The sequence below is a fragment of the Salinimicrobium aquimaris genome (assembly GCF_035607535.1).
Taxonomy (GTDB): domain Bacteria; phylum Bacteroidota; class Bacteroidia; order Flavobacteriales; family Flavobacteriaceae; genus Salinimicrobium.
The window spans coordinates 35,327-57,438 of sequence record NZ_JAYDZX010000001.1 but is presented as its reverse complement, the minus strand read 5'-3'; the positions used below and the strand labels follow the sequence as shown (position 1 = coordinate 57,438).

Annotated in this window: 21 protein-coding genes; 7 read left to right on the top strand and 14 right to left on the bottom strand. The window is 41.4% G+C overall.

The window, feature by feature from the left end; genetic code table 11:
- Nucleotides 1-7 precede the first annotated feature (7 nt).
- The 12 genes from hisG to VR862_RS00220 form a co-directional block, all read right to left on the bottom strand.
- On the bottom strand, nucleotides 8-865 hold the full coding sequence (hisG, locus tag VR862_RS00275; protein WP_324718929.1) for an ATP phosphoribosyltransferase: 858 nt from the start codon (nucleotides 863-865) through the stop codon (nucleotides 8-10).
- Between the two features lie 212 nt (nucleotides 866-1,077).
- Nucleotides 1,078-1,890 (bottom strand): prohibitin family protein, encoded by an 813-nt coding sequence (locus tag VR862_RS00270; protein WP_324718928.1) that lies wholly within the window; start codon nucleotides 1,888-1,890, stop codon nucleotides 1,078-1,080.
- A gap of 17 nt (nucleotides 1,891-1,907) precedes the next feature.
- Complete coding sequence (locus VR862_RS00265) at nucleotides 1,908-3,938, bottom strand: VWA domain-containing protein (protein ID WP_324718927.1); 2,031 nt, start codon at nucleotides 3,936-3,938, stop codon at nucleotides 1,908-1,910.
- Nucleotides 3,939-4,062: 124 nt separating this feature from the next.
- Nucleotides 4,063-4,809, bottom strand: a complete 747-nt coding sequence (gene fabG / locus VR862_RS00260) for a 3-oxoacyl-[acyl-carrier-protein] reductase (RefSeq protein WP_324718926.1) — start codon at nucleotides 4,807-4,809, stop codon at nucleotides 4,063-4,065.
- Between the two features lie 134 nt (nucleotides 4,810-4,943).
- Nucleotides 4,944-5,816, bottom strand: a complete 873-nt coding sequence (sucD, locus tag VR862_RS00255) for a succinate--CoA ligase subunit alpha (RefSeq protein ID WP_324718925.1) — start codon at nucleotides 5,814-5,816, stop codon at nucleotides 4,944-4,946.
- A gap of 65 nt (nucleotides 5,817-5,881) precedes the next feature.
- Nucleotides 5,882-6,286 carry a nuclear transport factor 2 family protein gene (locus VR862_RS00250; RefSeq protein WP_324718924.1) on the bottom strand — a complete coding sequence of 135 codons (405 nt, stop codon included), beginning with the start codon at nucleotides 6,284-6,286 and terminating at the stop codon, nucleotides 5,882-5,884.
- 1 nt (nucleotide 6,287) lies between these two features.
- Nucleotides 6,288-7,220: a UDP-3-O-(3-hydroxymyristoyl)glucosamine N-acyltransferase gene (locus VR862_RS00245; protein WP_324718923.1), complete on the bottom strand. Its 933-nt coding sequence runs from the start codon at nucleotides 7,218-7,220 to the stop codon at nucleotides 6,288-6,290.
- A gap of 64 nt (nucleotides 7,221-7,284) precedes the next feature.
- Nucleotides 7,285-7,851, bottom strand: a complete 567-nt coding sequence (gene efp / locus VR862_RS00240) for an elongation factor P (protein WP_324718922.1) — start codon at nucleotides 7,849-7,851, stop codon at nucleotides 7,285-7,287.
- A gap of 12 nt (nucleotides 7,852-7,863) precedes the next feature.
- Nucleotides 7,864-8,649 carry an acyl-ACP--UDP-N-acetylglucosamine O-acyltransferase gene (gene lpxA, locus VR862_RS00235; protein ID WP_324718921.1) on the bottom strand — a complete coding sequence of 262 codons (786 nt, stop codon included), beginning with the start codon at nucleotides 8,647-8,649 and terminating at the stop codon, nucleotides 7,864-7,866.
- Between the two features lie 5 nt (nucleotides 8,650-8,654).
- Entirely contained in the window at nucleotides 8,655-10,043 is a 1,389-nt protein-coding gene (locus tag VR862_RS00230) for a bifunctional UDP-3-O-[3-hydroxymyristoyl] N-acetylglucosamine deacetylase/3-hydroxyacyl-ACP dehydratase (RefSeq protein WP_324718920.1), read from the bottom strand.
- Entirely contained in the window at nucleotides 10,036-11,064 is a 1,029-nt protein-coding gene (lpxD, locus tag VR862_RS00225) for a UDP-3-O-(3-hydroxymyristoyl)glucosamine N-acyltransferase (RefSeq protein WP_324718919.1), read from the bottom strand. The genes VR862_RS00230 and lpxD overlap by 8 nt, the downstream gene beginning before the upstream one ends.
- Before the next feature lie 24 nt (nucleotides 11,065-11,088).
- Nucleotides 11,089-12,318: an HD domain-containing protein gene (locus tag VR862_RS00220; RefSeq protein ID WP_324718918.1), complete on the bottom strand. Its 1,230-nt coding sequence runs from the start codon at nucleotides 12,316-12,318 to the stop codon at nucleotides 11,089-11,091.
- Between the two features lie 40 nt (nucleotides 12,319-12,358).
- On the opposite strand from VR862_RS00220, the gene porX reads away from it, so the two are divergent.
- The 5 genes from porX to VR862_RS00195 all read left to right on the top strand — a co-directional run bounded on the left by porX (nucleotide 12,359) and on the right by VR862_RS00195 (nucleotide 16,941).
- Nucleotides 12,359-13,909 carry a T9SS response regulator signal transducer PorX gene (porX, locus tag VR862_RS00215; protein ID WP_324718917.1) on the top strand — a complete coding sequence of 517 codons (1,551 nt, stop codon included), beginning with the start codon at nucleotides 12,359-12,361 and terminating at the stop codon, nucleotides 13,907-13,909.
- 45 nt (nucleotides 13,910-13,954) lie between these two features.
- Nucleotides 13,955-14,359 carry a tRNA (adenosine(37)-N6)-threonylcarbamoyltransferase complex ATPase subunit type 1 TsaE gene (gene tsaE, locus VR862_RS00210; protein WP_324718916.1) on the top strand — a complete coding sequence of 135 codons (405 nt, stop codon included), beginning with the start codon at nucleotides 13,955-13,957 and terminating at the stop codon, nucleotides 14,357-14,359.
- Between the two features lie 362 nt (nucleotides 14,360-14,721).
- Nucleotides 14,722-15,309, top strand: coding sequence for a hypothetical protein (locus tag VR862_RS00205; RefSeq protein ID WP_324718915.1), 588 nt, complete (start codon nucleotides 14,722-14,724; stop codon nucleotides 15,307-15,309).
- Nucleotides 15,310-15,360: 51 nt separating this feature from the next.
- Entirely contained in the window at nucleotides 15,361-16,560 is a 1,200-nt protein-coding gene (locus tag VR862_RS00200) for an alanine dehydrogenase (RefSeq protein WP_324718914.1), read from the top strand.
- A 6-nt stretch (nucleotides 16,561-16,566) separates the two neighbouring features.
- Complete coding sequence (locus tag VR862_RS00195; protein ID WP_324718913.1) at nucleotides 16,567-16,941, top strand: DUF4258 domain-containing protein; 375 nt, start codon at nucleotides 16,567-16,569, stop codon at nucleotides 16,939-16,941.
- A 32-nt stretch (nucleotides 16,942-16,973) separates the two neighbouring features.
- Here the strand turns inward: VR862_RS00195 and bcp are convergent, their stop codons facing one another.
- A complete protein-coding gene (gene bcp / locus VR862_RS00190) occupies nucleotides 16,974-17,423 on the bottom strand; it encodes a thioredoxin-dependent thiol peroxidase (RefSeq protein ID WP_324718912.1) in 450 nt (149 codons plus the stop codon).
- Between the two features lie 32 nt (nucleotides 17,424-17,455).
- Here bcp and VR862_RS00185 point away from each other — a divergent pair, with 32 nt between their 5' ends.
- Entirely contained in the window at nucleotides 17,456-18,115 is a 660-nt protein-coding gene (locus VR862_RS00185) for an endonuclease III domain-containing protein (protein WP_324718911.1), read from the top strand.
- Nucleotides 18,116-18,327: 212 nt separating this feature from the next.
- On the opposite strand, the gene VR862_RS00180 is transcribed toward VR862_RS00185, so the two are convergent.
- Nucleotides 18,328-18,912, bottom strand: a complete 585-nt coding sequence (locus VR862_RS00180) for an RNA polymerase sigma factor (protein ID WP_324718910.1) — start codon at nucleotides 18,910-18,912, stop codon at nucleotides 18,328-18,330.
- A 249-nt stretch (nucleotides 18,913-19,161) separates the two neighbouring features.
- On the opposite strand from VR862_RS00180, the gene uvrA reads away from it, so the two are divergent.
- Nucleotides 19,162-21,948 carry an excinuclease ABC subunit UvrA gene (gene uvrA, locus VR862_RS00175; RefSeq protein ID WP_324718909.1) on the top strand — a complete coding sequence of 929 codons (2,787 nt, stop codon included), beginning with the start codon at nucleotides 19,162-19,164 and terminating at the stop codon, nucleotides 21,946-21,948.
- Nucleotides 21,949-22,112 lie beyond the last annotated feature (164 nt).

Sequence of the window (22,112 nt, the reverse complement as noted above, 5' to 3'; positions counted from 1 at the left end):
TCAGCTTTTAGAGTACCATTTTTTCTATTGGAGCAACGAGTATTCCCTCGGCGCCGTTGGACTTAAGTTCATCGATAACTTCCCAGAACTTTTCTTCAGAAATTACGGTGTGCAGAGAGCTCCAGCCTTCTTCAGCCAGTGGCAGAACGGTGGGACTTCTCATGCCCGGCAATAACTTAACTACAGCATCTATTTTCGAATTGGGAACGTTCATCAAAATGTACTTTGAATTACGGGCTCGCAATACAGCTTTGATCCTGAACTGAAGTTTCTTCAGGATCTCGTCAACTTCCGAAGAAATTTTTGGAGAAACGGCAAGCACAGCTTCACTTTTGAGCATTACCTCTACCTCCTTCAAATTATTTTTAAAAAGGGTGCTACCGCTGGATACTATATCACAAATTGCATCGGCCAGTCCAATATTTGGCGCGATCTCTACCGAGCCGTTGATAATATGGAGGTCGGCTGTAACTCCCTTTTTTGAGAGGTAATTCCGAACCGTGTTTGGGTAAGAAGTTGCGATCCTTGCCCCTTCCAGCCCTTCTACCCCTGTGTACTTTGCCGTCTTGGGAACAGCCAGGGAAACCCGGCACTTGGAAAAGCCAAGTTTTTCGGCCATTCTAATGTCCTCGCCTTTTTCAACCAGCACATTCTCTCCAATGATCGCAGCATCAACAACACCATCTCTTAGGTACTGCGGAATGTCCCCATTGCGGAGGTAAAAAACCTCCAGCGGAAAATTTCCGGAGGTAGCTTTCAATTGCTCTCTCCCGTTGTCGATTGAAATTCCGGCATCCTTTAGTAGTTTGAGGGAGTCATCGTGTAACCTTCCCGACTTTTGAACTGCAATTCTTATTCTCTTCATGTTTTTCATTTTTGGTCTGGACAGCACAAAGGGAAATAAAAAAACCCGTTTGAGCTGCTCAAACGGGTTTTAAAAATATGGTTTATACACATATCAATCTCACCTCGCAAGAGCGAACGTATGAGAATGATGATGATGTAGTTGTTGTGTTTTCATTTTACTACTGCAAAAATACAGTTTTATTTGAAAAACGGAAATATTTAAATAAAGTTTTAGTTATTTCCAAGGATCAATGGCATTCCATTTTCTCCACCTATCACCACAACTTTCGCGTTAGGAGATCTTGCTAGTTCCAGGGTAGCCTGAATTCCTTTTTCTTCCAGGACTTTATCAGTAAGAGAAGCAGCCAGGATCTGGTTAGCACGCGCCTTTCCTTCGGCGTCAATTCGCTGTCTTTCGGCTTCCTGTTCAGCTTTAGTAAGACGGTATTCGTATTCCAGTGACTCCTGTTCCTGTCTCAGTTTTCTCTCGATCGCTTCCTTAATAGTGGAAGGCAGAGAAACATCCCTTACCAACACCTCGTTGATCTGCACGTATTGATCTTTAAGCAGCAACTGAGTTTCTTCAAAGATCTCCTTCTGAATAGCCTCACGTTTGCTGGCATAAAGCTGCTCCGGATTGTATCTTCCCACTACCGCACGGGCAGCCGAGCGCACCGCAGGCTGCAACACCCTCTGAATGTATGCTTCTCCCTTTTCCTTGTGTAAGGCTCCAAGATCCTCATAGTCCGGTTGAAACCACACCGAAGCATCTACTTCGATCTCGAGACCGTTGGAGGACAAAACCTGCATTCTTTCATCGAGGGATTGCTGGCGAACTTCATAAACATAAACTTTGTTCCAGGGAGCTACAAAGTGAAAACCTTCCCCCAGGGGTGGTTCATCTACAACAACTCCTCCACCAAAGGTTTGATAGAGAACTCCGGCTTCTCCCGAATCAATAGTAATCGTCGACTTGGCAATGAGGATAATTAAAATAATACCTGCAAACAGAATAGGCAGGCCTATTTTGGGTAATCTTTCCATAAAAAATAAATAAATAGTTAAATAAGGCCGTAGTATTTTCTGAGAAACCATTCTGCACTCAGGGCTAAAATGATGATTCCCAGCAAATATTTCCAGTCGATCAAAGATACGTCCTTTTGACGGCTTTTTTGAATTGTTGCGTAAGAATTGGAGGACAAAAGCTCATTTTTGAGCCTGCTGAATTCCGATAAAAAATAAATCTCCTGCCCTTTTTGAGCAGCTATTTGCTGAAGCCCTTCAAGGTTGGCCCGGGCAAATTGTTGTTCAACATTGAAATCTAAGATCCTGAAACTGCCGGAACGGGAAATATTTTCTCCGGCTACCTTTACTTCGAACGAATAATTTCCTGCCTGTAGGCTGCTAAGATCCACCTCAAACGAGTTTCCCTTCAACAAAAATGGAACCTGTCGCTGCTCCCCCGTCTCGATGTTCTCAAGCTGAAGTTCAAGATTTGCACGGGGATCAAAATTATAGCTCTGGTCAAAGTAGTCCGCACTTATAATCACAGCTTCACTACCTGCATAGAGAGGCTCATATTCGACCAGAAGCCACTCCTGTCTGCTTTTGGAGGCAAGGAATTGTACGAACTTCCCCATTAGATCATCAAATTTCTGAAAGGAACCTGTTTCCCGGTAAACAACTCCCCTCCACCGCCAGATATTAGCACCGAACAAAAATGCCATTTTTGAATCTCCACTAGTGGCAAGTCCTAAAAGCGGAACATTGGTTTTTATTCCTTGCACCTCTCTGTAAAGAAGAACGTCGAGTGTTTGGGGGAAGTTGAGATTTCCAAAGCTACCTTCCAGCGGCGGAAAATCTGAATATCCAATATCCTCCGTTTGAAATGCCTTGAAATTCTCATTCCACACCGGGAAATATTCTTCTGACTGATTAGTGATCTCCTGCTGAAAAATCTCCTGTTGTCTGTTAAGAAATGAGAAATCTGTTTCGGGGCCGGTAATAAGAAAATAGTTTCGGTTTTGAGCCACAAGCTGATTTATTAAAGCTTTGAATCTACCATCTGGCTGATACAAAATGACAAGCTGATATTCATCTAAACCTGAAACCTCAGAAACTGGCTTTAGTTCTACCTCACGCTGCTGGTTGCTTTCAATAGAACTTTTAAGCGTTCCCAGATCGGGATGCAGGATCGAATACGCCACCAGGACTTTGGTGCGTTCATCAATTACCCTCACCGCAAATTCGCGGCTATTGTTCAGAATATTCTTTTCGGCTTCAAGCGGCAACAGTCGTACCTCATAAATATGAACTCCTATAGAATTTGCAGGTAGTTGAACCTGAATTACTTCCGAATTCTTTTCCGAAGAAAATGAAACAGCTTTAGAATAGACCACTGCATTTCCCCTGCGAATTTCCAACCTGGTCTCTGCGGAAGTATTTCCGGAGTAATTCGCAAATATCTCCACCGGAAAGCGGTTATTTAAAAAAGCATATTTATTGACATTGATCCTGGAAATACTAAGATCCTGATACTTTGCTGTATCACCCACAACCACAGGCAAGATCGGCTGCCGGAAACGATCTGCGACAAATGTGAAGTCCTCGCCCAAAGTTTGGTTTCCATCGGTTATGAAGATCACCGGAGCGACCTTATTTTCATACAAACCCGAAAGATCCTTAAAAACCGAAGGTAAATTGGTTTGCCCTTCTTCAAAATTAAGAGTATCAAATTGCTGCAATTCACTTCCAAAGCTATAAGCTTCAATGTCGAAATTATTCCTCAGCTGCGGGTCCTGTTGTATTTGATCCACCAGCTCTTTCACCTCTTCTCCTGCCCCGAATTCCTTAATTGATGAAGAATTATCTACAGCAAGTACAAGCGATGGTTTCTCATTGTAGTATTCTGTACTGCTGATCTTTGGATTGATGAGCAGGACCAGAAGTGAAAAAATTGTGACAAAACGAAGGGCCGCAAAAATGGCATTTTTGGAACCTCTTTTTTTTGCCTTATAGAAATACTGGAATAACGCCAGGGCTAGTGCAAGCACAAAGGAAAGAAGGAGTAGAAAAATCGTTGAAGCAGGCATGGGATTGATTAGAGAAAGAAAAATACGCAAATAATGCCAAGTGAAAAAGGCTGCTCAAAAAGTTCATTCTAAAATGCCCTTTTTAAGCAGCCTTAATTTCAAATTCTCAATATTCAATATAGAATTAGGTGAGCATTCCGCCGTCAACATTGATGACCTGTCCGGTAATATAGGCACTAAGGTCACTTGCCAGGAAGACGCAGGTATTTGCAATATCTTCGGGCGTACCGCCACGTTTAAGCGGGATAGCCTCTCTCCAACCTTCAACAACTTTTTCATCCAGTTTTCCGGTCATCTCGGTTTCAATGAAGCCCGGTGCGATTACGTTCGTACGAATGTTTCGGGAACCAAGTTCAAGAGCCATAGATTTAGAGAAACCAATCATTCCGGCTTTAGAGGCGGCATAGTTTGCCTGGCCGGCATTACCTTTCACTCCAACTACACTGCTCATGTTGATAATGCTTCCCTGGCGCTGTTTAAGCATGGTTCTTTGAACAGCTTTTGTCATGTTGAAAACAGACTTCAGGTTTACCTCGATCACCTTGTCAAAATCTTCCTCGCTCATTCGCATAAGCAGGTTATCTTTTGTAATTCCGGCATTATTTACAAGTACGTCAATGCTTCCGAAGTCTTCAAGAACATTTTTCACGAGTTCTTCAGCTTCTTTAAAGTCGGCCGCGTTAGATTTATAACCTTTTGCTTTAACTCCCAGTTCCTGAAGCTCCTTTTCAAGCTGGTTAGCAGCTTCGGCAGAAGAGCTGTATGTAAAGGCGACATTGGCGCCGTGTTTTGCAAATACTTCGGCTATTCCTTTCCCAATCCCTCTACTGGCACCGGTGATAATGGCATTTTTTCCTTCTAGTAATTTCATGATTAAATATCTGTTTTCCTGGTGTGGTTTTTATTCGTTCAAATATACTAAAACAACGGTCAAGACTAAAAAACCTCCGGAAACTGCCATTTTTGACAGGTAACGGAGGTTTTATCTATCCTGTACGGGAATGCTTATCCCATAACTTCTTTAACCTTTTTACCAATTTCGGCAGGAGAATCAACTACATTGATTCCGCACTCGCGCATGATGGCTTTCTTAGCTTCCGCGGTATCTTCGCTTCCACCAACAATAGCTCCGGCGTGTCCCATTGTTCTTCCTTTTGGCGCAGTTTCACCTGCAATAAAACCAACAACAGGTTTTTTGTTCCCATTCTCTTTAATCCAACGTGCAGCATCGGCTTCAAGTTGTCCACCAATCTCTCCAATCATAACGATGCATTCTGTCTCATCGTCGTTCATCAACAGCTCAACAGCTTCTTTGGTAGTAGTTCCAATAATTGGGTCTCCTCCAATTCCAATTGCAGTTGTGATTCCAAGTCCCTGCTTTACAACCTGATCGGCTGCTTCGTAAGTAAGCGTCCCGGATTTAGAAACGATACCAACATTACCTTTTTTGAAGACAAAGCCAGGCATAATTCCCACTTTCGCCTCTTCCGGAGTGATCACTCCGGGACAGTTAGGCCCCACAAGTCGACAATCTTTATCTTTAATATAATCGGCGGCTTTAATCATATCGGCAACAGGAATTCCTTCAGTAATAGTGATAATTACTTTGATCCCTGCATCGGCAGCTTCCATAATAGCATCGGCTGCGAATGCCGGCGGTACAAAAATAATTGAAACATCGGCTCCTGTTTCTTTCACAGCATCAGATACGGTGTTAAAAACAGGCTTTTCAAGGTGCTTTTGTCCTCCTTTTCCCGGAGTAACTCCACCTACTACATTTGTTCCATATTCTATCATTTGGCCGGCATGAAAAGTACCTTCACTTCCGGTAAATCCTTGTACAATTATTTTTGAATCTTTATTGACTAAAACGCTCATAGTTGATTATTTGATTTTTCAGTTGCAAAATTAGGTTTTTATAAAAGAAACCTAAAGTGTTTTTACTAATTAATTGGAAGGAAAGAATCGAGATTTTCAGGGCTGTCATCGGCCTGCTGACTAATTTGATGGCCCTTGTACATTTTGCCGTTCCTGCATTCCCAAATGGCAATAAAATGTGCCATAGGAAGTTCCTCATCGGGATTCTCCACCGTGCGAACATAATAGGTGAACCTAATTGTCACAGTATTGCCGTCACTAAGAAGGTGGCTTATGTCTGCCCTTAGATGTTCAAAGGACTGGGAAAGTTCTTTGGACATATCGGCAATCTCTGAATAGGAAAGCTTGTGAAAACCTGCGCTACTGTTCCAGAAAAGTTGTGCTTCGGGATGCAGATATTCCTTTACTGAATCTGGGTTCTTGTAGAAATCTGAAGAATAGAATTTTGCAACGCAGTCTTTTGGTTCCATATCAACTGTTTATTTTTTCCATTAATTTAGGCAAACGGCGCAAAAGAGCCAACTCCTTGAGCCACTCCCGCGATTCCATTGCAGGATTTCCCGAATATACAGTATTTTCTTTTGTTGATTTTGTGATCCCGGCCTGTCCCATAACCACAGTTCCTTTTTTGACTACAATACCACTACGGAATCCTGCCTGTCCCCAGATCGTCACATCATCTTCAATTACAACTGCACCTGCAATTCCCACCTGGGAAGCAATAAGGCAATTCTCTCCAATCACGGTATCATGCCCCACCTGAATAAGATTATCCAGCTTTGTCCCCTTTCCAATAGTAGTGTCTCCCGTAACCCCTTTATCAATAGTACAATTAGCACCAATATCAACGTGATTTTTAATAACTACCCTACCACCGGAAATAAGCTTGTCATATCCTTCAGGACGTTTTTTGTAGTAAAAAGCATCGCCACCCAAAACTGAACCTGAATGAATAGTAACATTGTCACCTATCACTGTATTGTCATAAAGACTTACATTGGAATGAATCAGACAATTCTTCCCAATCTTTACATTGTTGCCCACAAAAGCTCCCGGCTGCACCACAGTTCCCTCTCCTATCTCTGCCGATGCTGAAATATTTGATGTTGCCTTTTCAAACGGCTTAAAGTACTTTGTGAGCTTATTAAAATCCCTGAAAGGGTCGTCTGAAATCAACAGCGCTTTTCCTTCAGGACATTCCACCTTTTTGTTGATCAAAACAACCGTGGCCGCCGAATTCAATGCCTTGTCGTAATACTTAGGATGATCCACAAACACAATATCTCCCGGTGTCACCACATGAATCTCGTTCATTCCAAAAACAGGAAAATCTGCCGGACCAACAAATTCCGAAGAAATGATGGTCGCGATCTGCTCAAGAGTATGTTGCTGAGGAAACTTCATTTAGATATGAGATATGAGATGTGAGATGTGAGATTTTTTCTGATCACTGAACACTGATCACTGATCACTCCTTAATTCTTTCCTTGTAAGTTCCTTTTTCGGTTTCGATCTTGATCTTGTCTCCCTCATTGATGAAAAGCGGAACGTTCACTTCGGCTCCAGTTTCTACTGTTGCGGGCTTAGTGGCGTTAGTTGCAGTATTTCCTTTTACTCCGGGTTCTGTATGTGTTACCTCAAGAATCACACTTGCAGGCATTTCTACAGATAAAGGCATTTGATCCTCGGTGTTGATAAGAATAGTCACCACTTCTCCTTCTTTAAGAAGTCCGGGAGCATCAAGCGCATTTTCTGTAAGCCTTATCTGCGTGTAATCTTCGGTGTTCATAAAGTGGTAAAATTCCCCGTCATTATAAAGGAACTGGAATTTGTGAGTCTCAACCCTTACATCATCGATCTTGTGACCTGCAGAGAATGTATTGTCAATCACCTTTCCGGTGGTAACGCTTTTAAGTTTTGTTCTTACAAAAGCAGGACCTTTACCCGGTTTAACATGAAGAAATTCAATGATCTTGTAAATATCATGGTTGTATCTTATACACAACCCATTTCTAATATCGCTTGTACTTGCCATTTTACGACTTGATTAATTTGAACTAATATATCCTTTCATAATTCCGCGCTGGGAATTCTTTATAAACTCTAAAATATCATCCCTTTCGGATGTTGCTTCCATTTCGGCTTCAATAATAGCAACTGCCTGGCTGTTATTATAATTCTTTTGATACAATATCCTGTAGATATCTTGGATCTCGCGGATCTTTTCAGTAGTAAAACCGCGACGTCTCAACCCGATGGAATTCACACCAACATAGGAAAGTGGCTCTCTACCGGCTTTAACGAACGGCGGAACATCTTTACGCACCAGTGAACCACCGGTCACAAAGGCGTGGCTCCCAATGCTACAAAACTGCTGAATGGCTGCCATTCCGGCTAGAACCACATAATCCCCTACGTTAATGTGACCAGCAAGGGTACTGTTGTTTGAGAAAATACAATTGTCACCCACCACGCAGTCATGCGCAATATGACAGTAAGCCATGATCCAGCAGTTGCTACCAATTTTGGTCTTCATCCTGTCGGTAGTACCACGGTTTATGGTAACGCACTCTCTAATTGTGGTGTTGTCACCTATCTCGGTAATGGTGTCTTCGTCATTAAATTTTTTATCCTGTGGCACTGCAGAAATTACTGCTCCGGGAAAAATATTGCAATTTTTACCAATCCTTGCCCCTTCCATAATAGTAACATTCGAGCCAATCCAGGTTCCTTCTCCAATTACCACATTATTGTGAATTGTAGTAAATGGTTCAATAACAACATTTTTTGCAATCTTGGCTCCGGGATGTACGTATGCTAAGGGTTGATTCATAATTTTTATTTTTGTTTTACAATTTGAGCCATTAAAATGGCTTCTGTTACCAATTTTCCATTGGCATAGGCATATCCCTGCATCTGGCAGATCCCTCTTCTAATAGGTGCCAGCAGTTCCAGCTTGAAAATGAGGGTATCCCCGGGAACTACCTGTCTTTTAAATTTTACATTGTCAATCTTCATGAAGAAGGTGAGGTAATTTTCAGGATCGGGCACTGATTTTAATGCCAGGATACCACCGGTTTGTGCCATAGCCTCTACCTGCAGGACTCCGGGCATTACAGGTTTTCCGGGAAAATGACCTACAAAGAATGGTTCGTTCATAGTGACATTTTTGACACCTACAACAGTCTCACTGGTAAGCTCAATGATCTTGTCAACCAGAACAAATGGAGGTCTGTGAGGCAGGATGTTCATGATCTCATTCACATCCATTAAAGGCTCCTGGTCCAGATCATATTTGGGAACATTGTTCCTTTTTTCGGTCTTGATGATCTTGGAAAGTTTCTTGGCGAACTGCGTATTGACGTGGTGACCGGGTTTATTGGCAATAACTTTTCCGCGGATCCTGGTTCCCACTAAAGCAAGATCTCCAATGACGTCAAGAAGCTTATGTCTTGCTGCTTCATTGGGATAATGTAAAGTCAGGTTATCGAGGATACCGTTAGGTTTTACAGCAATATTGTCTTTTTTAAATGCTACTCTTAGTTTGTCCATGGTTTCAGGACTCAACTCCTTATCTACGTAAACAATAGCATTATTTAGATCCCCTCCCTTTATAAGACCATGCTCCAACAGAGTTTCAAGTTCATGAAGAAAGCTGAAGGTACGGGCATCGGCAATTTCAGCTTTAAAATCTGAAAGTTTTTGAAGGGAAGCATTCTGAGTTCCCAAAACTTTTGTTCCAAAATCGACCATGGTTGTCACCTGGTACTCATCTGCAGGCATTAAGATGATCTCACTGCCAGTTTTTTCGTCGTGGTAGCGAATAACATCAGTAACCACAAATTCCTCTCTATCACATTCCTGCTCTTCAATACCGGCTTCTTCCAAAGCTTCGATGAAGAATTTGGAAGAACCGTCCATAATTGGCGGTTCAGAAGCATTTAGCTCGATGATCAGGTTGTCGATCTCAAGCCCCACACAGGCGGCAAGAACGTGTTCGGAAGTTTGAATGGTCACTCCATCCTTTTCCAGATTTGTGCCGCGCTGGGTGTTCACCACATAGTTGGCATCGGCTTCCACCATAGGGTTACCCTCAAGATCTGTTCTCACAAAACAGTAACCGGTGTTGTTTGGAGCCGGTTTAAAAGTAAGAGTGACTTCATTACCTGTATGAAGCCCCACTCCCTGTAAAGAAACTTCTTTACTTATGGTGCGTTGTTTAGCCATTATCTGAATGTTTTTTTTCTAGTTTGGTTAAGCGATCTTCTATTTTGGGTAAGTGTTTAAAATGTACATAGGCCTTATTGTATTCACTATAGCCTATTGCCGGGGTTCCCTGGATCATTTCGCCGTCCTTAATATTACGGCCGATTCCCGACTGCGCCTGAATCTTAACGCCATTACCGATTTGTATATGGCCGGCAATTCCTACCTGGCCGCCGATGAGGCAATTTTTGCCGATTTTTGTGGATCCGGCAATTCCGGTTTGCGCTGCAATGGCAGTATTTTCACCAACCTCTACATTATGAGCTATCTGGATCTGGTTATCGAGTTTAGCTCCTTTTCTAATAATGGTAGAACCTAAGGTGGCTCTATCTATAGTAGTACCGGCCCCAATATCGACATTATCTTCAATAATAACATTTCCAATCTGAGGAACTTTTGAATACACCCCTTCCTGGTTTGGTGAAAAACCAAATCCGTCGGCACCAATTACCACTCCGCCATGGATCACACAATTATTACCAATAATGGTTTCAGAATAGATCTTGGCTCCCGGGAAAATAGTCACATGATTCCCGATCTGCACATTGTCCCCTATATAAGTGTTGGGAAAGATCTTAACATTGTCCCCTATTTTAACCTGGTCTCCTATATATGAAAAGGCTCCTAAATAAAGATTTTCACCGTAGGAAGCTGAGTCTGATATAAAATTAGGTTGTTCAATTCCCGATTTATTCAACTTTACCTGGTTGTAATATTCCAGAAGTTTAGAAAAAGCGTTGTATGGATCATCAACCTTAATAAGCGTTGTAGTTAGATCATGTTCCGCTTTAAAATTGCTGCTAACTATAGTAATTGTTGCCTTTGTGGAATATATAAAGGAGGTGTACTTTGGATTGGCCAAAAAAGTAATGGAACCTTCTGTCCCTTCCTCGATCTTTGCAAGCCTGTCAACTTCTGCCTGGGGATTTCCTTCGACCTCCCCATCCAAAATACCTGCTATTTGAGCTGCTGTAAACTTCATTCTGGCAAAAGTAAAAAAAATGAGTTAATCTTGATGTTTGGGGTAACAGATATAATATTTGGTCACCGGCCGGGACAGAGCCTTGAGGTTGAAATGATCTGAAGCTTTAATAACATCGGTGATTTTTCCACTTTTAAAGAGGATATGTATCTTCTCGTCTTCCCGCTTATAGGCGAGGTTACTAATATCACCGCTGAAAACGAAATAACCGGCTTCTTCCCTGCTCAAATTGTAACGCTTCATAGCCTTTTGTACCTGGCTTTCGAGTTTTTCCTCAGAAACAGGTCGTTTTTTTAGCTTCACCTTCAACAGGTCTCTGTTTATGATCATCTGGCACAGTTTACTAAGCACAAAGTCCTCATCATGCGCCCATTCTTTCATTGCTGAAAGTATATCGTAATCATCAAGACGGGCAAACACCTGCAGGGTTTCTTCGGAAAAATTATCGGCAGTAACCTGCTGCTTTAAAAAGTAATTCAAAGCGGTGCTTGCGAAAAGAGTCCTACCGGAATTAACCAGTTCCTTAGCCCGCTGAAGCACTCTGATCAATAGTTGTTCGGCTACTACCCCGGTTTTATGCAAATAGACCTGCCAGTACATAAGTCTACGCGCCAGAAGGAATTTTTCAACCGAATAAATTCCCTTCTCCTCTACCATCAGCTCATTGTCAACCACAGTGAGCATACTAATAAGTCTCTCGCTGTTGATGTTGCCTTCAGCCACACCGGTATAGAAACTATCCCGCTTGAGATAGTCCATCCGGTCCATATCAAGCTGACTCGAGATAAGCTGACAAAGAAATTTCCGGGGATACTTTCCGCGGAAAATTTCAATGGCCAAAGTTAATTTTTGGTTAAACTCACGGTTCATTTCTTCCATAAAGAGAAAAGAAATGGTCTCATGACTCACCCCTTCAACTATACTGTGTTCCATGGCATGGGAGAAAGGTCCGTGGCCAATATCATGGAGGAGAATAGCGATCTGCAAAGCTTCTTCCTCATTTTCAGAAATTTCTATCCCCTTAAGCCTCAATACCCTTATAGCTTTCTGCATAAGATGAAGACAGCCTAGAGCATGATGAAAGCGGGTGTGGTGGGCTCCGGGATAGACCAGGTAAGACAACCCCATTTGAGAAATACGCCGTAGTCTTTGAAAGTATTTATGCTCAATGATGTTAAAGAGCAGCTCATTGGGAATAGTAATAAATCCGTAAATTGGATCGTTTAAAATCTTGAGTTTGTTTCCTTGAAGCAAGCCTGGTCTTTTATTTATTAATGTCAACAAAGATACATATATGAATGATATCAAAATACTGTGGGTAGATGACGAGATCGATCTGCTTAAACCTCACATTCTATTCCTCGAAAGCAAGAACTACAAAGTCTACACCTGCCAAAGCGGCACCGAAGCTTTGGAAGAAATAGAAAAGGAGAATTTTGATATTGTTTTTCTGGACGAAAATATGCCCGGACTTTCGGGGCTTGAAACGCTTTCAGAAATTAAGGAGAAACAGGCTAATATTCCGGTGGTGATGATCACCAAAAGTGAAGAGGAATATATAATGGAAGAAGCTATAGGCTCTAAAATAGCAGATTACCTTATAAAACCTGTAAATCCAAACCAGATCCTGCTGAGCATTAAAAAGAATCTTGATCATTCCCGGCTTGTTTCTGAAAAAACCACTTCAAGCTATCAACAGGAATTTAGAAAGATCGCGATGGATATGGCGATGATCAATTCTTATGAGGGTTGGGCTGAACTGTATCAGAAGCTTATTTATTGGGAACTGGAACTGGAAAATATAGAAGACAGCGGCATGTTTGAGATCCTAGAATCCCAAAAGACTGAAGCTAATTCGCAGTTCTGCAAATTTATAGACAAGAACTATCCCGGATGGTTTGAGAAAAATGCAGATGCTCCTATTATGTCCCACACCTTATTTAAGGAAAAGATATTGCCCGAAGTGAGCAAAGAACAACCTACTCTTTTGGTGGTGATCGATAATATGAGGTACGACCAATGGAAGGCCTTTGAACCGGTTATCAATAACTACTATAAAAAAGAACAGGAAATTCCCTTTTACAGCATCCTGCCTACTGCAACACAATATGCCCGTAATGCCATTTTTTCGGGGCTAATGCCCAGTGAAATGGAGAAGTTATATCCCAACCTTTGGAAAAACGACACAGATGAAGGCGGAAAGAATTTACATGAAGCTGAATTTTTGCAGGCCCAACTAAAAAGATTAGGGGCAAACATCAGGCACGAGTACCATAAAATAAGCAGTTTAAAAGCGGGCAAAAAGCTGGTTGAGAACTTTAGGAGCCAAAAAGAAAATGACCTTACAGTGGTAGTCTACAATTTTGTGGATATGCTCTCCCATTCAAAAACTGAAATGGAGGTTATCAAAGAATTGGCTTCTACCAATAAATCCTATCGTTCGCTTACCCATAGCTGGTTTAAGAATTCTCCTTTACTGGAGATCATTCAGCAGGCACAAAATTTAGGATTTAAATTGATCCTGACTACAGACCACGGTACTATCAATGTAAAAAATCCTTCAAAAGTTATTGGAGACAAACAAACTAGCCTTAACCTGAGGTACAAAACAGGAAAGAGCCTTACCTATGAGGATAAAGATGTGCTGGCTGCCCCAAATCCTAAGACAATACATCTACCTGCCATAAATATGAGTTCTTCCTTTATTTTTGCCAAGGGAGATCTCTTCTTTGCCTATCCAAATAATTACAATCATTATGTGAGTTATTACCGGAACACTTTTCAGCATGGAGGGGTTTCTATGGAGGAGATGATCATTCCTTTTAGCGTCTTATCTCCTAGATAACAAGAAATTAACTATCTTTATCGTCCCAAATCGTAATACTTTTGAATGGAAGTAACCTACCTTCTGTCTGAAATTGATACTGTTGCGCGCGAACTTCTGGAAAAAACCAGGAGCAAGACCTTGTTGTTCTATGGTGTAATGGGCGCAGGTAAAACGACTTTAATTAAAGCCATTCTTAAAGCCTTAGGTGCCGTAGATACTGGCGCCAGTCCTACTTTTTCCCTGGTAAATGTATATGAAACTGAAAATGGAACAGTAAATCACTTTGATTTCTACAGGATCAAAGAGGAATCTGAAGCCTGGGACATGGGATTTGAGGAATATTTGGATTCCGGAAACTGGAATTTAATAGAATGGCCTCAAAAAATTTCAAATTTTATAGAGGAAGAGCATCAAAAAGTGGAGATATTTGTTCTTGATAATGAGAAAAGAAAGTTAAAGTTTTGTTAATTTTACAGGAAAAATTCTGTTTTTAAAATAAAAGCTCATGTACGAAATCTCTTTCGCATTTAAGCTTTTGTTAACAGATTCTGATTGACCAGGAGCAACTGGACGAAATAAAATTTATTTTAACTATTTTAATAGGAATTAAATAATTTAAGAAGTCAAAGAAATTTCTTTCAAAAAGGCGGCAAAAGTACGAATAATGCATTAATAATTAGAGATTTAGTTTTCTATAGGTTTGTATCAACAAATCGAAACACACACAACCTTAAAAAACTATATCATGAAAATTAAAGCCTTATTTCTAGCAGTATCTATTTTTGGAGCAACTTTCTTTGTAACTTCCAACACTGATAACGACAAGAAAAATGAAATTAAGAAAACAGCTGTCGACACAAGGCTCATCCGCGTTCCTACTAACGGGTAGTATTATTGCTGTCTGCATAGCATTTTCACCTTATTTATTCTACTTATATGAAATTTTCCCAAGCGGTCCCGTTTGGGAAAATTCTTTTTTTGTCTACGAGAGTAAATACTATAAAGATGTTTTAACTGCAGCCTGGACTTTCTTTGGAAAAATAACTCCTTTATTTCTATTATTGATTTGGTTTTTCACCTGTAAACATTGGTGGTATCACGTTATACTGGTTCCTGTAGTGATGTATGCATACCAACTAGCATCTGCTGTTTATGAAGATTTTTATGGGGAAGGCGTTATTGATGTAAACCAATTGATATATTTAGCTCCATTCTTTATTATCATCTTATCCATTGTTTATTTAATACGAATTAAAATATTTGATCGTATCTACGGTATTGACCTGACTGAAATTGAACGCGAAAACATCTCTCCCTTTTCCCCTTTTTCAGATAAGGAATATTCTGAAATTAAAGAATTTAGGGACGGTCAGATACCTGAGGCAGAGGTCCAGGAAGAATACTACGTAAAGCTCTAATACTGTTACTCCTTAAAAATGTCGTAATTTTATCTTTGTGACCCACAAATTATGACAGAGCACGTATCTCCCTTTACAAAGGAACAATTGATTCCGCAGGAAGAAACCCTGGAGGTTTATAAACATAAAGGTCAGCTGTTTCTTGGTATTCCTAAAGAAAACGCCTACCAGGAAAAGAGGGTCTGCCTTAGCCCCGATGCTGTAGCAGCAATGACAGCTCATGGGCACCGGGTAATGATAGAATCTGGTGCGGGAGAGGGAGCAAAATTCAGCGACAGGGATTATTCCGAGGCCGGAGCCGAAATTACCAAAGACACCAAAAAGGTTTTTTCCTGTCCCGTGATCCTAAAGGTGGAGCCACCTACCATGGAGGAGCTGGACCTGGTAAATCCGCAAACCACCATTATTTCGGCACTTCAGCTTAAGACCCAGAAAAAGGATTACTTCCAAAAACTCGCTTCAAAAAGGATCACCGCTCTCGCATTTGAATTCATTAAAGATGATGACGGCTCCTACCCTGCCGTCAGAGCTTTGAGTGAAATTGCAGGTACAGCTTCTATTCTCATTGCTTCGGAGATCATGAGTAACAATCCGGCAGGGAACGGATTAATGTTCGGGAATATTAGCGGAGTTCCTCCCATTGAGGTTGTTATTCTTGGAGCCGGAACTGTTGGTGAATTCGCAGCGCGCTCTGCTCTGGGGTTAGGTGCAAACATAAAGATCTTCGACAATTCCCTTACCCGGCTTCGGGAAGTCCAGGCAAATCTTGGAAGACCTCTTCACACTTCTACCATTCAACCAAAGAACCTTATAAAGGCTTTAAAACGTAGTGATGTGGTCATTGGTGCGGTTAGAGGCAAGAACCGGTCACCGATCCTGGTCACCGAAACCATGGTGGAACACATGAAGAAAGGCGCCGTGGTCATTGATGTAAGTATAGATATGGGCGGCTGCTTTGAAACCAGTGAGATCACCACTCATGACAAACCTACGTTTGTAAAGCACGGAGTGGTGCATTACTGCGTACCCAACATTCCTTCCCGTTATGCCCGAACTGCTTCGCTCTCCATCAGTAATATTTTTACTCCTTACCTGCTGCATATAGCCGAGCAGGGCGGACTGGAAAATACCCTGAGATTTGACAGAGGTCTGCGAAATGGTTTGTACTTTTACCACGGAATTTTAACCAATAAATCTATTGCAGACTGGTTCGATCTCTCCTACCGGGACATCAACCTCCTCATATTTTAATCCTTCATGAAATTTATTCACAGACTTGGCTATTACCTGGGAGGTTTTGCCATTGGTTTAGTCATTCTGGCTTTTTTCCTTAGCGGAAAGAAAACATCCTGCGCTTATGGACCGGATGCCAGGGTACTTAAAAATATCAGGAACAAAGAAAGAGCATATTCTAAAGAAGCCGCTGAACAACTCCAACGGCTCCAAATAGATACTGCCTCAATTACCACTATTCTCAAAAAAGGTGATGTAGACTTCAGCCGAAGTAATACAGACCTTGACTCCTGCAAGATCTATTTGGTCACTGGAAATTCGCAGTCCGGAGAGTTGGAAATGCTCTTCGAAAACTGCGACTCCACTGCCACCCTTCAGAAAATATGGAAAAAAGAATAATACTTATCCGTTAATCCTTAAACCTTAACCCTTTACAGGATTTGTCCAGCATGTTCCTTGGTCTTCACTTTGGAAATAACGTCAGAGATCTTTCCCTCCTCATCTATAACAAAAGTCGTACGGTGAATTCCGTCGTACTCTTTCCCCATGAATTTCTTTGGCCCCCAAACCTGAAAGGCATTGATCACCTCTTTGTCCTCATCAGCCAAAAGTGGAAAAGGAAGTTCATACTTATTTTTGAAATTTTGCTGACGTTTTGGGGAATCGGCACTCACTCCCAGGATCTCAAATCCTTTGGCTTGAAAAGCTTCGTAATTATCCCTTAGATTACAGGCTTCGGCCGTGCAGCCGGGAGTACTGGCTTTGGGATAAAAGAAAACTACCAGCTTCTTCCCTTTATAGTCTTCCAGTTTATGTAGATTTCCATCCTGATCTTTTGCAGAAAATTGTGGCGCCTTGTCGCCCGGTTGTAGTGTTGTCATAATTAGTACTTTTGTCTCAAATTTAAGCATTAATGACCAAGCAGGAAAAAGTTCAGTTCGTTATAGACACTCTCGCCGATATTTATCCCAATGTTCCCATTCCCTTAGACCACAAAGACCCCTATACGCTGTTGATTGCTGTATTGCTCTCTGCACAAAGTACAGATGTGAGAGTCAACCAGATCACTCCTCTCCTGTTCGCAAAAGCCGACAATCCATACGCCATGGTCAAACTTTCGGAAGAAGAAATCAGGGAGATCATAAAACCTGTTGGGCTTTCGCCAATGAAGGCAAAAGGGATCTATGGACTCTCGAAGATCCTGATAGAAAAATACAATGGCGAAGTTCCGGCCGATATTGATGCGCTCGAGGAACTTCCGGCTGTAGGGCACAAAACCGCCAGCGTGGTGATGTCGCAGGCGTTTAATATTCCGGCTTTTCCTGTAGATACTCATATCCACAGGCTCATGTATCGCTGGAATCTTTCTAACGGTAAAAATGTAGTACAGACAGAGAAGGATGCAAAAAGGCTTTTTCCAAAGGAATTATGGAATGAGCTTCACCTGCAGATCATTTGGTACGGCCGGGAATATTCTCCCGCAAGAGGCTGGGATCTTGAAAAAGATATCATAACCAAAACAATTGGCCGCAAAAAGGTGCTGGATGAGTACTATAAAAGAAAAACCCGCTAAAATCGCGGGCTTCTCATTAACTAATTCAAAATACTCTCGAACTGTAACTTTTTATAAGTGCTTATTCTCAAAGCCTTAGAGTAGTTCAAAAGGAAATCTATTGTTTCCTTTCTTGGGGTCATTTTCTTCAATTTTTTTTCTGAGTAAAGTTTTGCCATTATGGGTTATTTAAGGTTGTAACTTAATAACGGCTTTACTCTAAACTTATTGTGCTAATTAGTTAAAACTAATTTATGCTTTTCAATGACCTTTCTAAGATTGATCAGCGCATACCTCATCCTTCCCAATGCTGTGTTGATGCTAACCCCCGTTCTTTCTGATATTTCTTTAAAGCTCATATCCTTATAAATTCTCATTACAAGTACTTCCAGCTGATCTTCAGGCAGTTCTTTGATCAACTCCTGCACATCGGCTTCGATTTGATCTTTAATGATTTGTTTTTCAGCATTAAGATCAGAATCACAAAGCACAGAAAAAATGTTGAAGTCACCGCTGTTCTCAAACTTCGGCATTCTTTTGTTCTTCCTAAAATGATCTATCACCAGGTTATGAGCTATCCTCATCACCCATGGAAGGAATTTGCCCTCTTCATTATACTTCCCTCTTTTAAGGGTCCTGATCACCTTAATAAAGGTGTCCTGAAAAATGTCTTCTGCAATGTCTTTATCAAAGACTTTGGAAAAAATAAAACTGTAAATGCGTTGCTGATGTCTGTTGATCAAAATTGAAAGTGACTGCTCATCGCCTTCAATATAGCTCTTCACGAGAAGAGCATCATTTGCCTCGGTGTAGTTCATAAGAGTTACTTTTAACAGGCTGTTGGGGTAGGCCTGGTGGTTAGTTAAGACAGGTTCAAAAGTAACTTTATGCTATAGGCAATTCAGATTTAGGTTTAGCTATAGCAAATATAACAGCAAAATTTTCACATAAACAAATAAAAGGTTAATGTTTTTAACAGAAACAGCTTCAGGTAGTTATAAAAAGTGATAGCCAAAGAAAAAAATTTGAAGTTTAAGTACCTTTGCAAATTCATCATAAATTTTAGTATGCAAGTAGACATCTCGGGAGTTGATCCAAAGGAGAATATTATTATAAAGGGAGCCCGTCTCCACAACCTTAAGAATATAAATGTTGTAATTCCGCGTAACAAGCTGGTAGTACTTACCGGTCTCTCAGGGTCGGGTAAATCTTCCCTGGCTTTTGATACACTTTATGCTGAAGGTCAGCGGCGTTACGTGGAAAGTCTTTCCTCTTATGCCAGGCAATTTTTAGGAAGACTGAACAAGCCCCAGGTAGAATCCATTAAGGGGATCGCACCTGCCATTGCTATAGAGCAGAAGGTAAATTCTACCAATCCGCGTTCAACCGTAGGGACTTCTACGGAAATTTATGATTACCTGAAGTTGCTCTTTGCCCGCATAGGGAAAACCTACTCCCCGGTTTCTGGAGACGAGGTTAAGAAAGATACGGTGACCGATGTGGTGAATTATGTAAAGTCATTTCCTGAGGGTTCAAAAATGCTTCTTTTGGCACCTGTTCATGTGGAACAGAGCCGTACGCCCGAAGAAAAACTGAAAGTACTGTTGCAGCAGGGTTACAGCCGCATAAAGTGGAAGGACGAAGTACTGCGGATAGATGAAACTGACCTTTCAAAAATAGAAGAAAAAAACCTCTTTCTGGTTGTGGACAGGATCGTTACCAAAGAAGATGAAGATTTCCTGAACCGCCTGGCAGATGCCGTTCAAACTGCCTTTTTTGAAGGGAAAGGAGAACTTTTTGTTGAAACCCTTTCCGATAAGAAGCTGAGGCAGTTCAGCAACAAATTTGAGTTGGATGGCATGACATTTCTGGAGCCCAATGTGCATCTTTTCAGCTTCAATAATCCATATGGTGCCTGTCCTAAATGTGAAGGTTACGGAGATGTTATAGGAATTGACGAAGATCTTGTAATTCCCAACACGGGATTATCGGTCTATGAAAATGCAATTTTTCCCTGGCGCGGGGAAAGTATGAGTTGGTACAGAGATCAGCTGGTGAACAACAGCCATAAGTTCAATTTTCCAATTCATAAACCTTATTTTGAACTGACTCAGGAACAAAAAGATCTCATTTGGAACGGAAACAAATATTTTGAAGGACTTAACCAGTTCTTTGCTTTTCTGGAATCCAAAGCCTATAAAATTCAAAACAGGGTGATGCTTTCCCGCTACCGCGGAAAGACCCGATGTTCCGTTTGTAAAGGGAAAAGATTGCGTCCCGAGGCGAATTACGTGAAGGTAGGCGGGACTACAATCACCGATCTGGTTGAAATGCCGATCAACAAAGTAGCCGCTTTCTTTGATCAACTGGAGCTTAGCGAATCTGATGCTGCCATTGCAAAAAGGCTTTTAACGGAAATCAGGAACAGGCTTGGCTTTCTATCCAAAGTGGGACTCACCTACCTTACCCTCAACCGGAAATCCAATACCTTGTCGGGAGGGGAATCTCAACGTATTAATTTGGCAACTTCCCTGGGAAGCAGCCTTGTAGGTTCCATGTATATTCTGGATGAGCCTTCTATTGGTCTGCACCCGCGGGATACCCTCAAGCTAATCGAGGTTCTAAAGTCCCTGAGAGATCTTGGTAACACGGTTATTGTGGTCGAGCACGACGAAGATATCATGAAAGCGGCAGATGAGATCATTGACATAGGCCCCGAAGCCGGAACCCATGGCGGGGAAGTTGTAGCCTCCGGAACCTATAGCGACATCCTGGTTTCCGATTCCCTTACCTCAAAATACCTTAATAACTCACTACAAATAGAGGTGCCTTCCAAACGTCGGGAATACAAAAATTATGTCGATGTCATTGGAGCGCGGGAAAATAACCTGAAGAACATTGATGTAAGGTTTCCGCTTGGGGTCTTTTCAGCTGTGACCGGAGTTTCGGGAAGTGGAAAAAGTACTTTGATAAAAAGGATACTCTATCCTGCCATGTGCAAGGAAATTGGAGGTTATGGAGAAAAGGCAGGTCAGTTCAGCAAGATCGAAGGGAAATACAGCAATGTGACTTCGGTAGAATTTGTAGATCAAAATCCCATCGGTCGTTCTTCCCGCTCTAATCCCGTGACTTACATAAAAGCTTATGATGATATCAGGAACTTGTTTTCAAATCAGAAACTTAGCGATATAAGAGGATATAAACCCAAGCATTTTTCTTTTAATGTTGATGGCGGGCGCTGCGAGACCTGTAAAGGTGAAGGAGAAGTGACCATCGAAATGCAGTTCATGGCCGATGTTCACCTGGTGTGTGAAACCTGTAACGGTAAACGCTTCAAAAAAGAGATCTTAGAGGTAAATTTTGCAGGAAAAAATATTGATGATGTCCTTAACATGACCATTGATGACGCAGTGGAGTTCTTTGCAGAAAATGGAGAGGAAAAGATAATGTCAAAACTGAAGCCTCTGCAAGATGTTGGATTGGGTTATGTGCAGCTGGGGCAAAGCTCCTCTACCCTTTCGGGTGGCGAAGCCCAAAGAATAAAGCTGGCTTCTTTCCTGGTCAAAGGTACATCAAAAGAGAAGGCACTTTTTATTTTTGATGAACCTACTACAGGATTGCATTTCCACGACATTCAAAAATTGCTGAAATCTTTTAATGCTCTTCTAAAAAAAGGCCACTCTGTAATTGTTATTGAACACAACATGGACCTGGTGAAATGTGCCGATCATGTGATCGATCTGGGTCTTGAAGGTGGGGAAGCTGGCGGCCGACTCATTGCTGCCGGCACTCCGGAGGAAGTAGCTGAAAATGAGGAATCTTATACCGCACCATTTCTGAAAGAAAAGTTGTAAAAAATGTCATTTTTGAACCCTAATTTTTAACAGTAAAAATTACAATTATATTATTCTTGGCACAACCTTTGAATTAAATACAGTATTGCAAGATTACGTGTTACATAATTAGTTGTAATTAATAATTTTTTGGTTGGTTAGTTTGGAAACCCCGTGAAGCTTTG

Bases quoted from the DNA above. Each gene is read 5' to 3' on its own strand.
- hisG (WP_324718929.1), bottom strand. From the start codon at position 865: ATGAAGAGAATAAGAATTGCAGTTCAAAAGTCGGGAAGGTTACACGAT.
- VR862_RS00270 (WP_324718928.1), bottom strand. From the start codon at position 1,890: ATGGAAAGATTACCCAAAATAGGCCTGCCTATTCTGTTTGCAGGTATT.
- VR862_RS00265 (WP_324718927.1), bottom strand. From the start codon at position 3,938: ATGCCTGCTTCAACGATTTTTCTACTCCTTCTTTCCTTTGTGCTTGCA.
- fabG (WP_324718926.1), bottom strand. From the start codon at position 4,809: ATGAAATTACTAGAAGGAAAAAATGCCATTATCACCGGTGCCAGTAGA.
- sucD (WP_324718925.1), bottom strand. From the start codon at position 5,816: ATGAGCGTTTTAGTCAATAAAGATTCAAAAATAATTGTACAAGGATTT.
- VR862_RS00250 (WP_324718924.1), bottom strand. From the start codon at position 6,286: ATGGAACCAAAAGACTGCGTTGCAAAATTCTATTCTTCAGATTTCTAC.
- VR862_RS00245 (WP_324718923.1), bottom strand. From the start codon at position 7,220: ATGAAGTTTCCTCAGCAACATACTCTTGAGCAGATCGCGACCATCATT.
- efp (WP_324718922.1), bottom strand. From the start codon at position 7,851: ATGGCAAGTACAAGCGATATTAGAAATGGGTTGTGTATAAGATACAAC.
- lpxA (WP_324718921.1), bottom strand. From the start codon at position 8,649: ATGAATCAACCCTTAGCATACGTACATCCCGGAGCCAAGATTGCAAAA.
- VR862_RS00230 (WP_324718920.1), bottom strand. From the start codon at position 10,043: ATGGCTAAACAACGCACCATAAGTAAAGAAGTTTCTTTACAGGGAGTG.
- lpxD (WP_324718919.1), bottom strand. From the start codon at position 11,064: ATGAAGTTTACAGCAGCTCAAATAGCAGGTATTTTGGATGGGGAGGTC.
- porX (WP_324718917.1), top strand. From the start codon at position 12,359: ATGAATGATATCAAAATACTGTGGGTAGATGACGAGATCGATCTGCTT.
- tsaE (WP_324718916.1), top strand. From the start codon at position 13,955: ATGGAAGTAACCTACCTTCTGTCTGAAATTGATACTGTTGCGCGCGAA.
- VR862_RS00205 (WP_324718915.1), top strand. From the start codon at position 14,722: ATGAAATTAAGAAAACAGCTGTCGACACAAGGCTCATCCGCGTTCCTA.
- VR862_RS00200 (WP_324718914.1), top strand. From the start codon at position 15,361: ATGACAGAGCACGTATCTCCCTTTACAAAGGAACAATTGATTCCGCAG.
- VR862_RS00195 (WP_324718913.1), top strand. From the start codon at position 16,567: ATGAAATTTATTCACAGACTTGGCTATTACCTGGGAGGTTTTGCCATT.
- bcp (WP_324718912.1), bottom strand. From the start codon at position 17,423: ATGACAACACTACAACCGGGCGACAAGGCGCCACAATTTTCTGCAAAA.
- VR862_RS00185 (WP_324718911.1), top strand. From the start codon at position 17,456: ATGACCAAGCAGGAAAAAGTTCAGTTCGTTATAGACACTCTCGCCGAT.
- VR862_RS00180 (WP_324718910.1), bottom strand. From the start codon at position 18,912: ATGAACTACACCGAGGCAAATGATGCTCTTCTCGTGAAGAGCTATATT.
- uvrA (WP_324718909.1), top strand. From the start codon at position 19,162: ATGCAAGTAGACATCTCGGGAGTTGATCCAAAGGAGAATATTATTATA.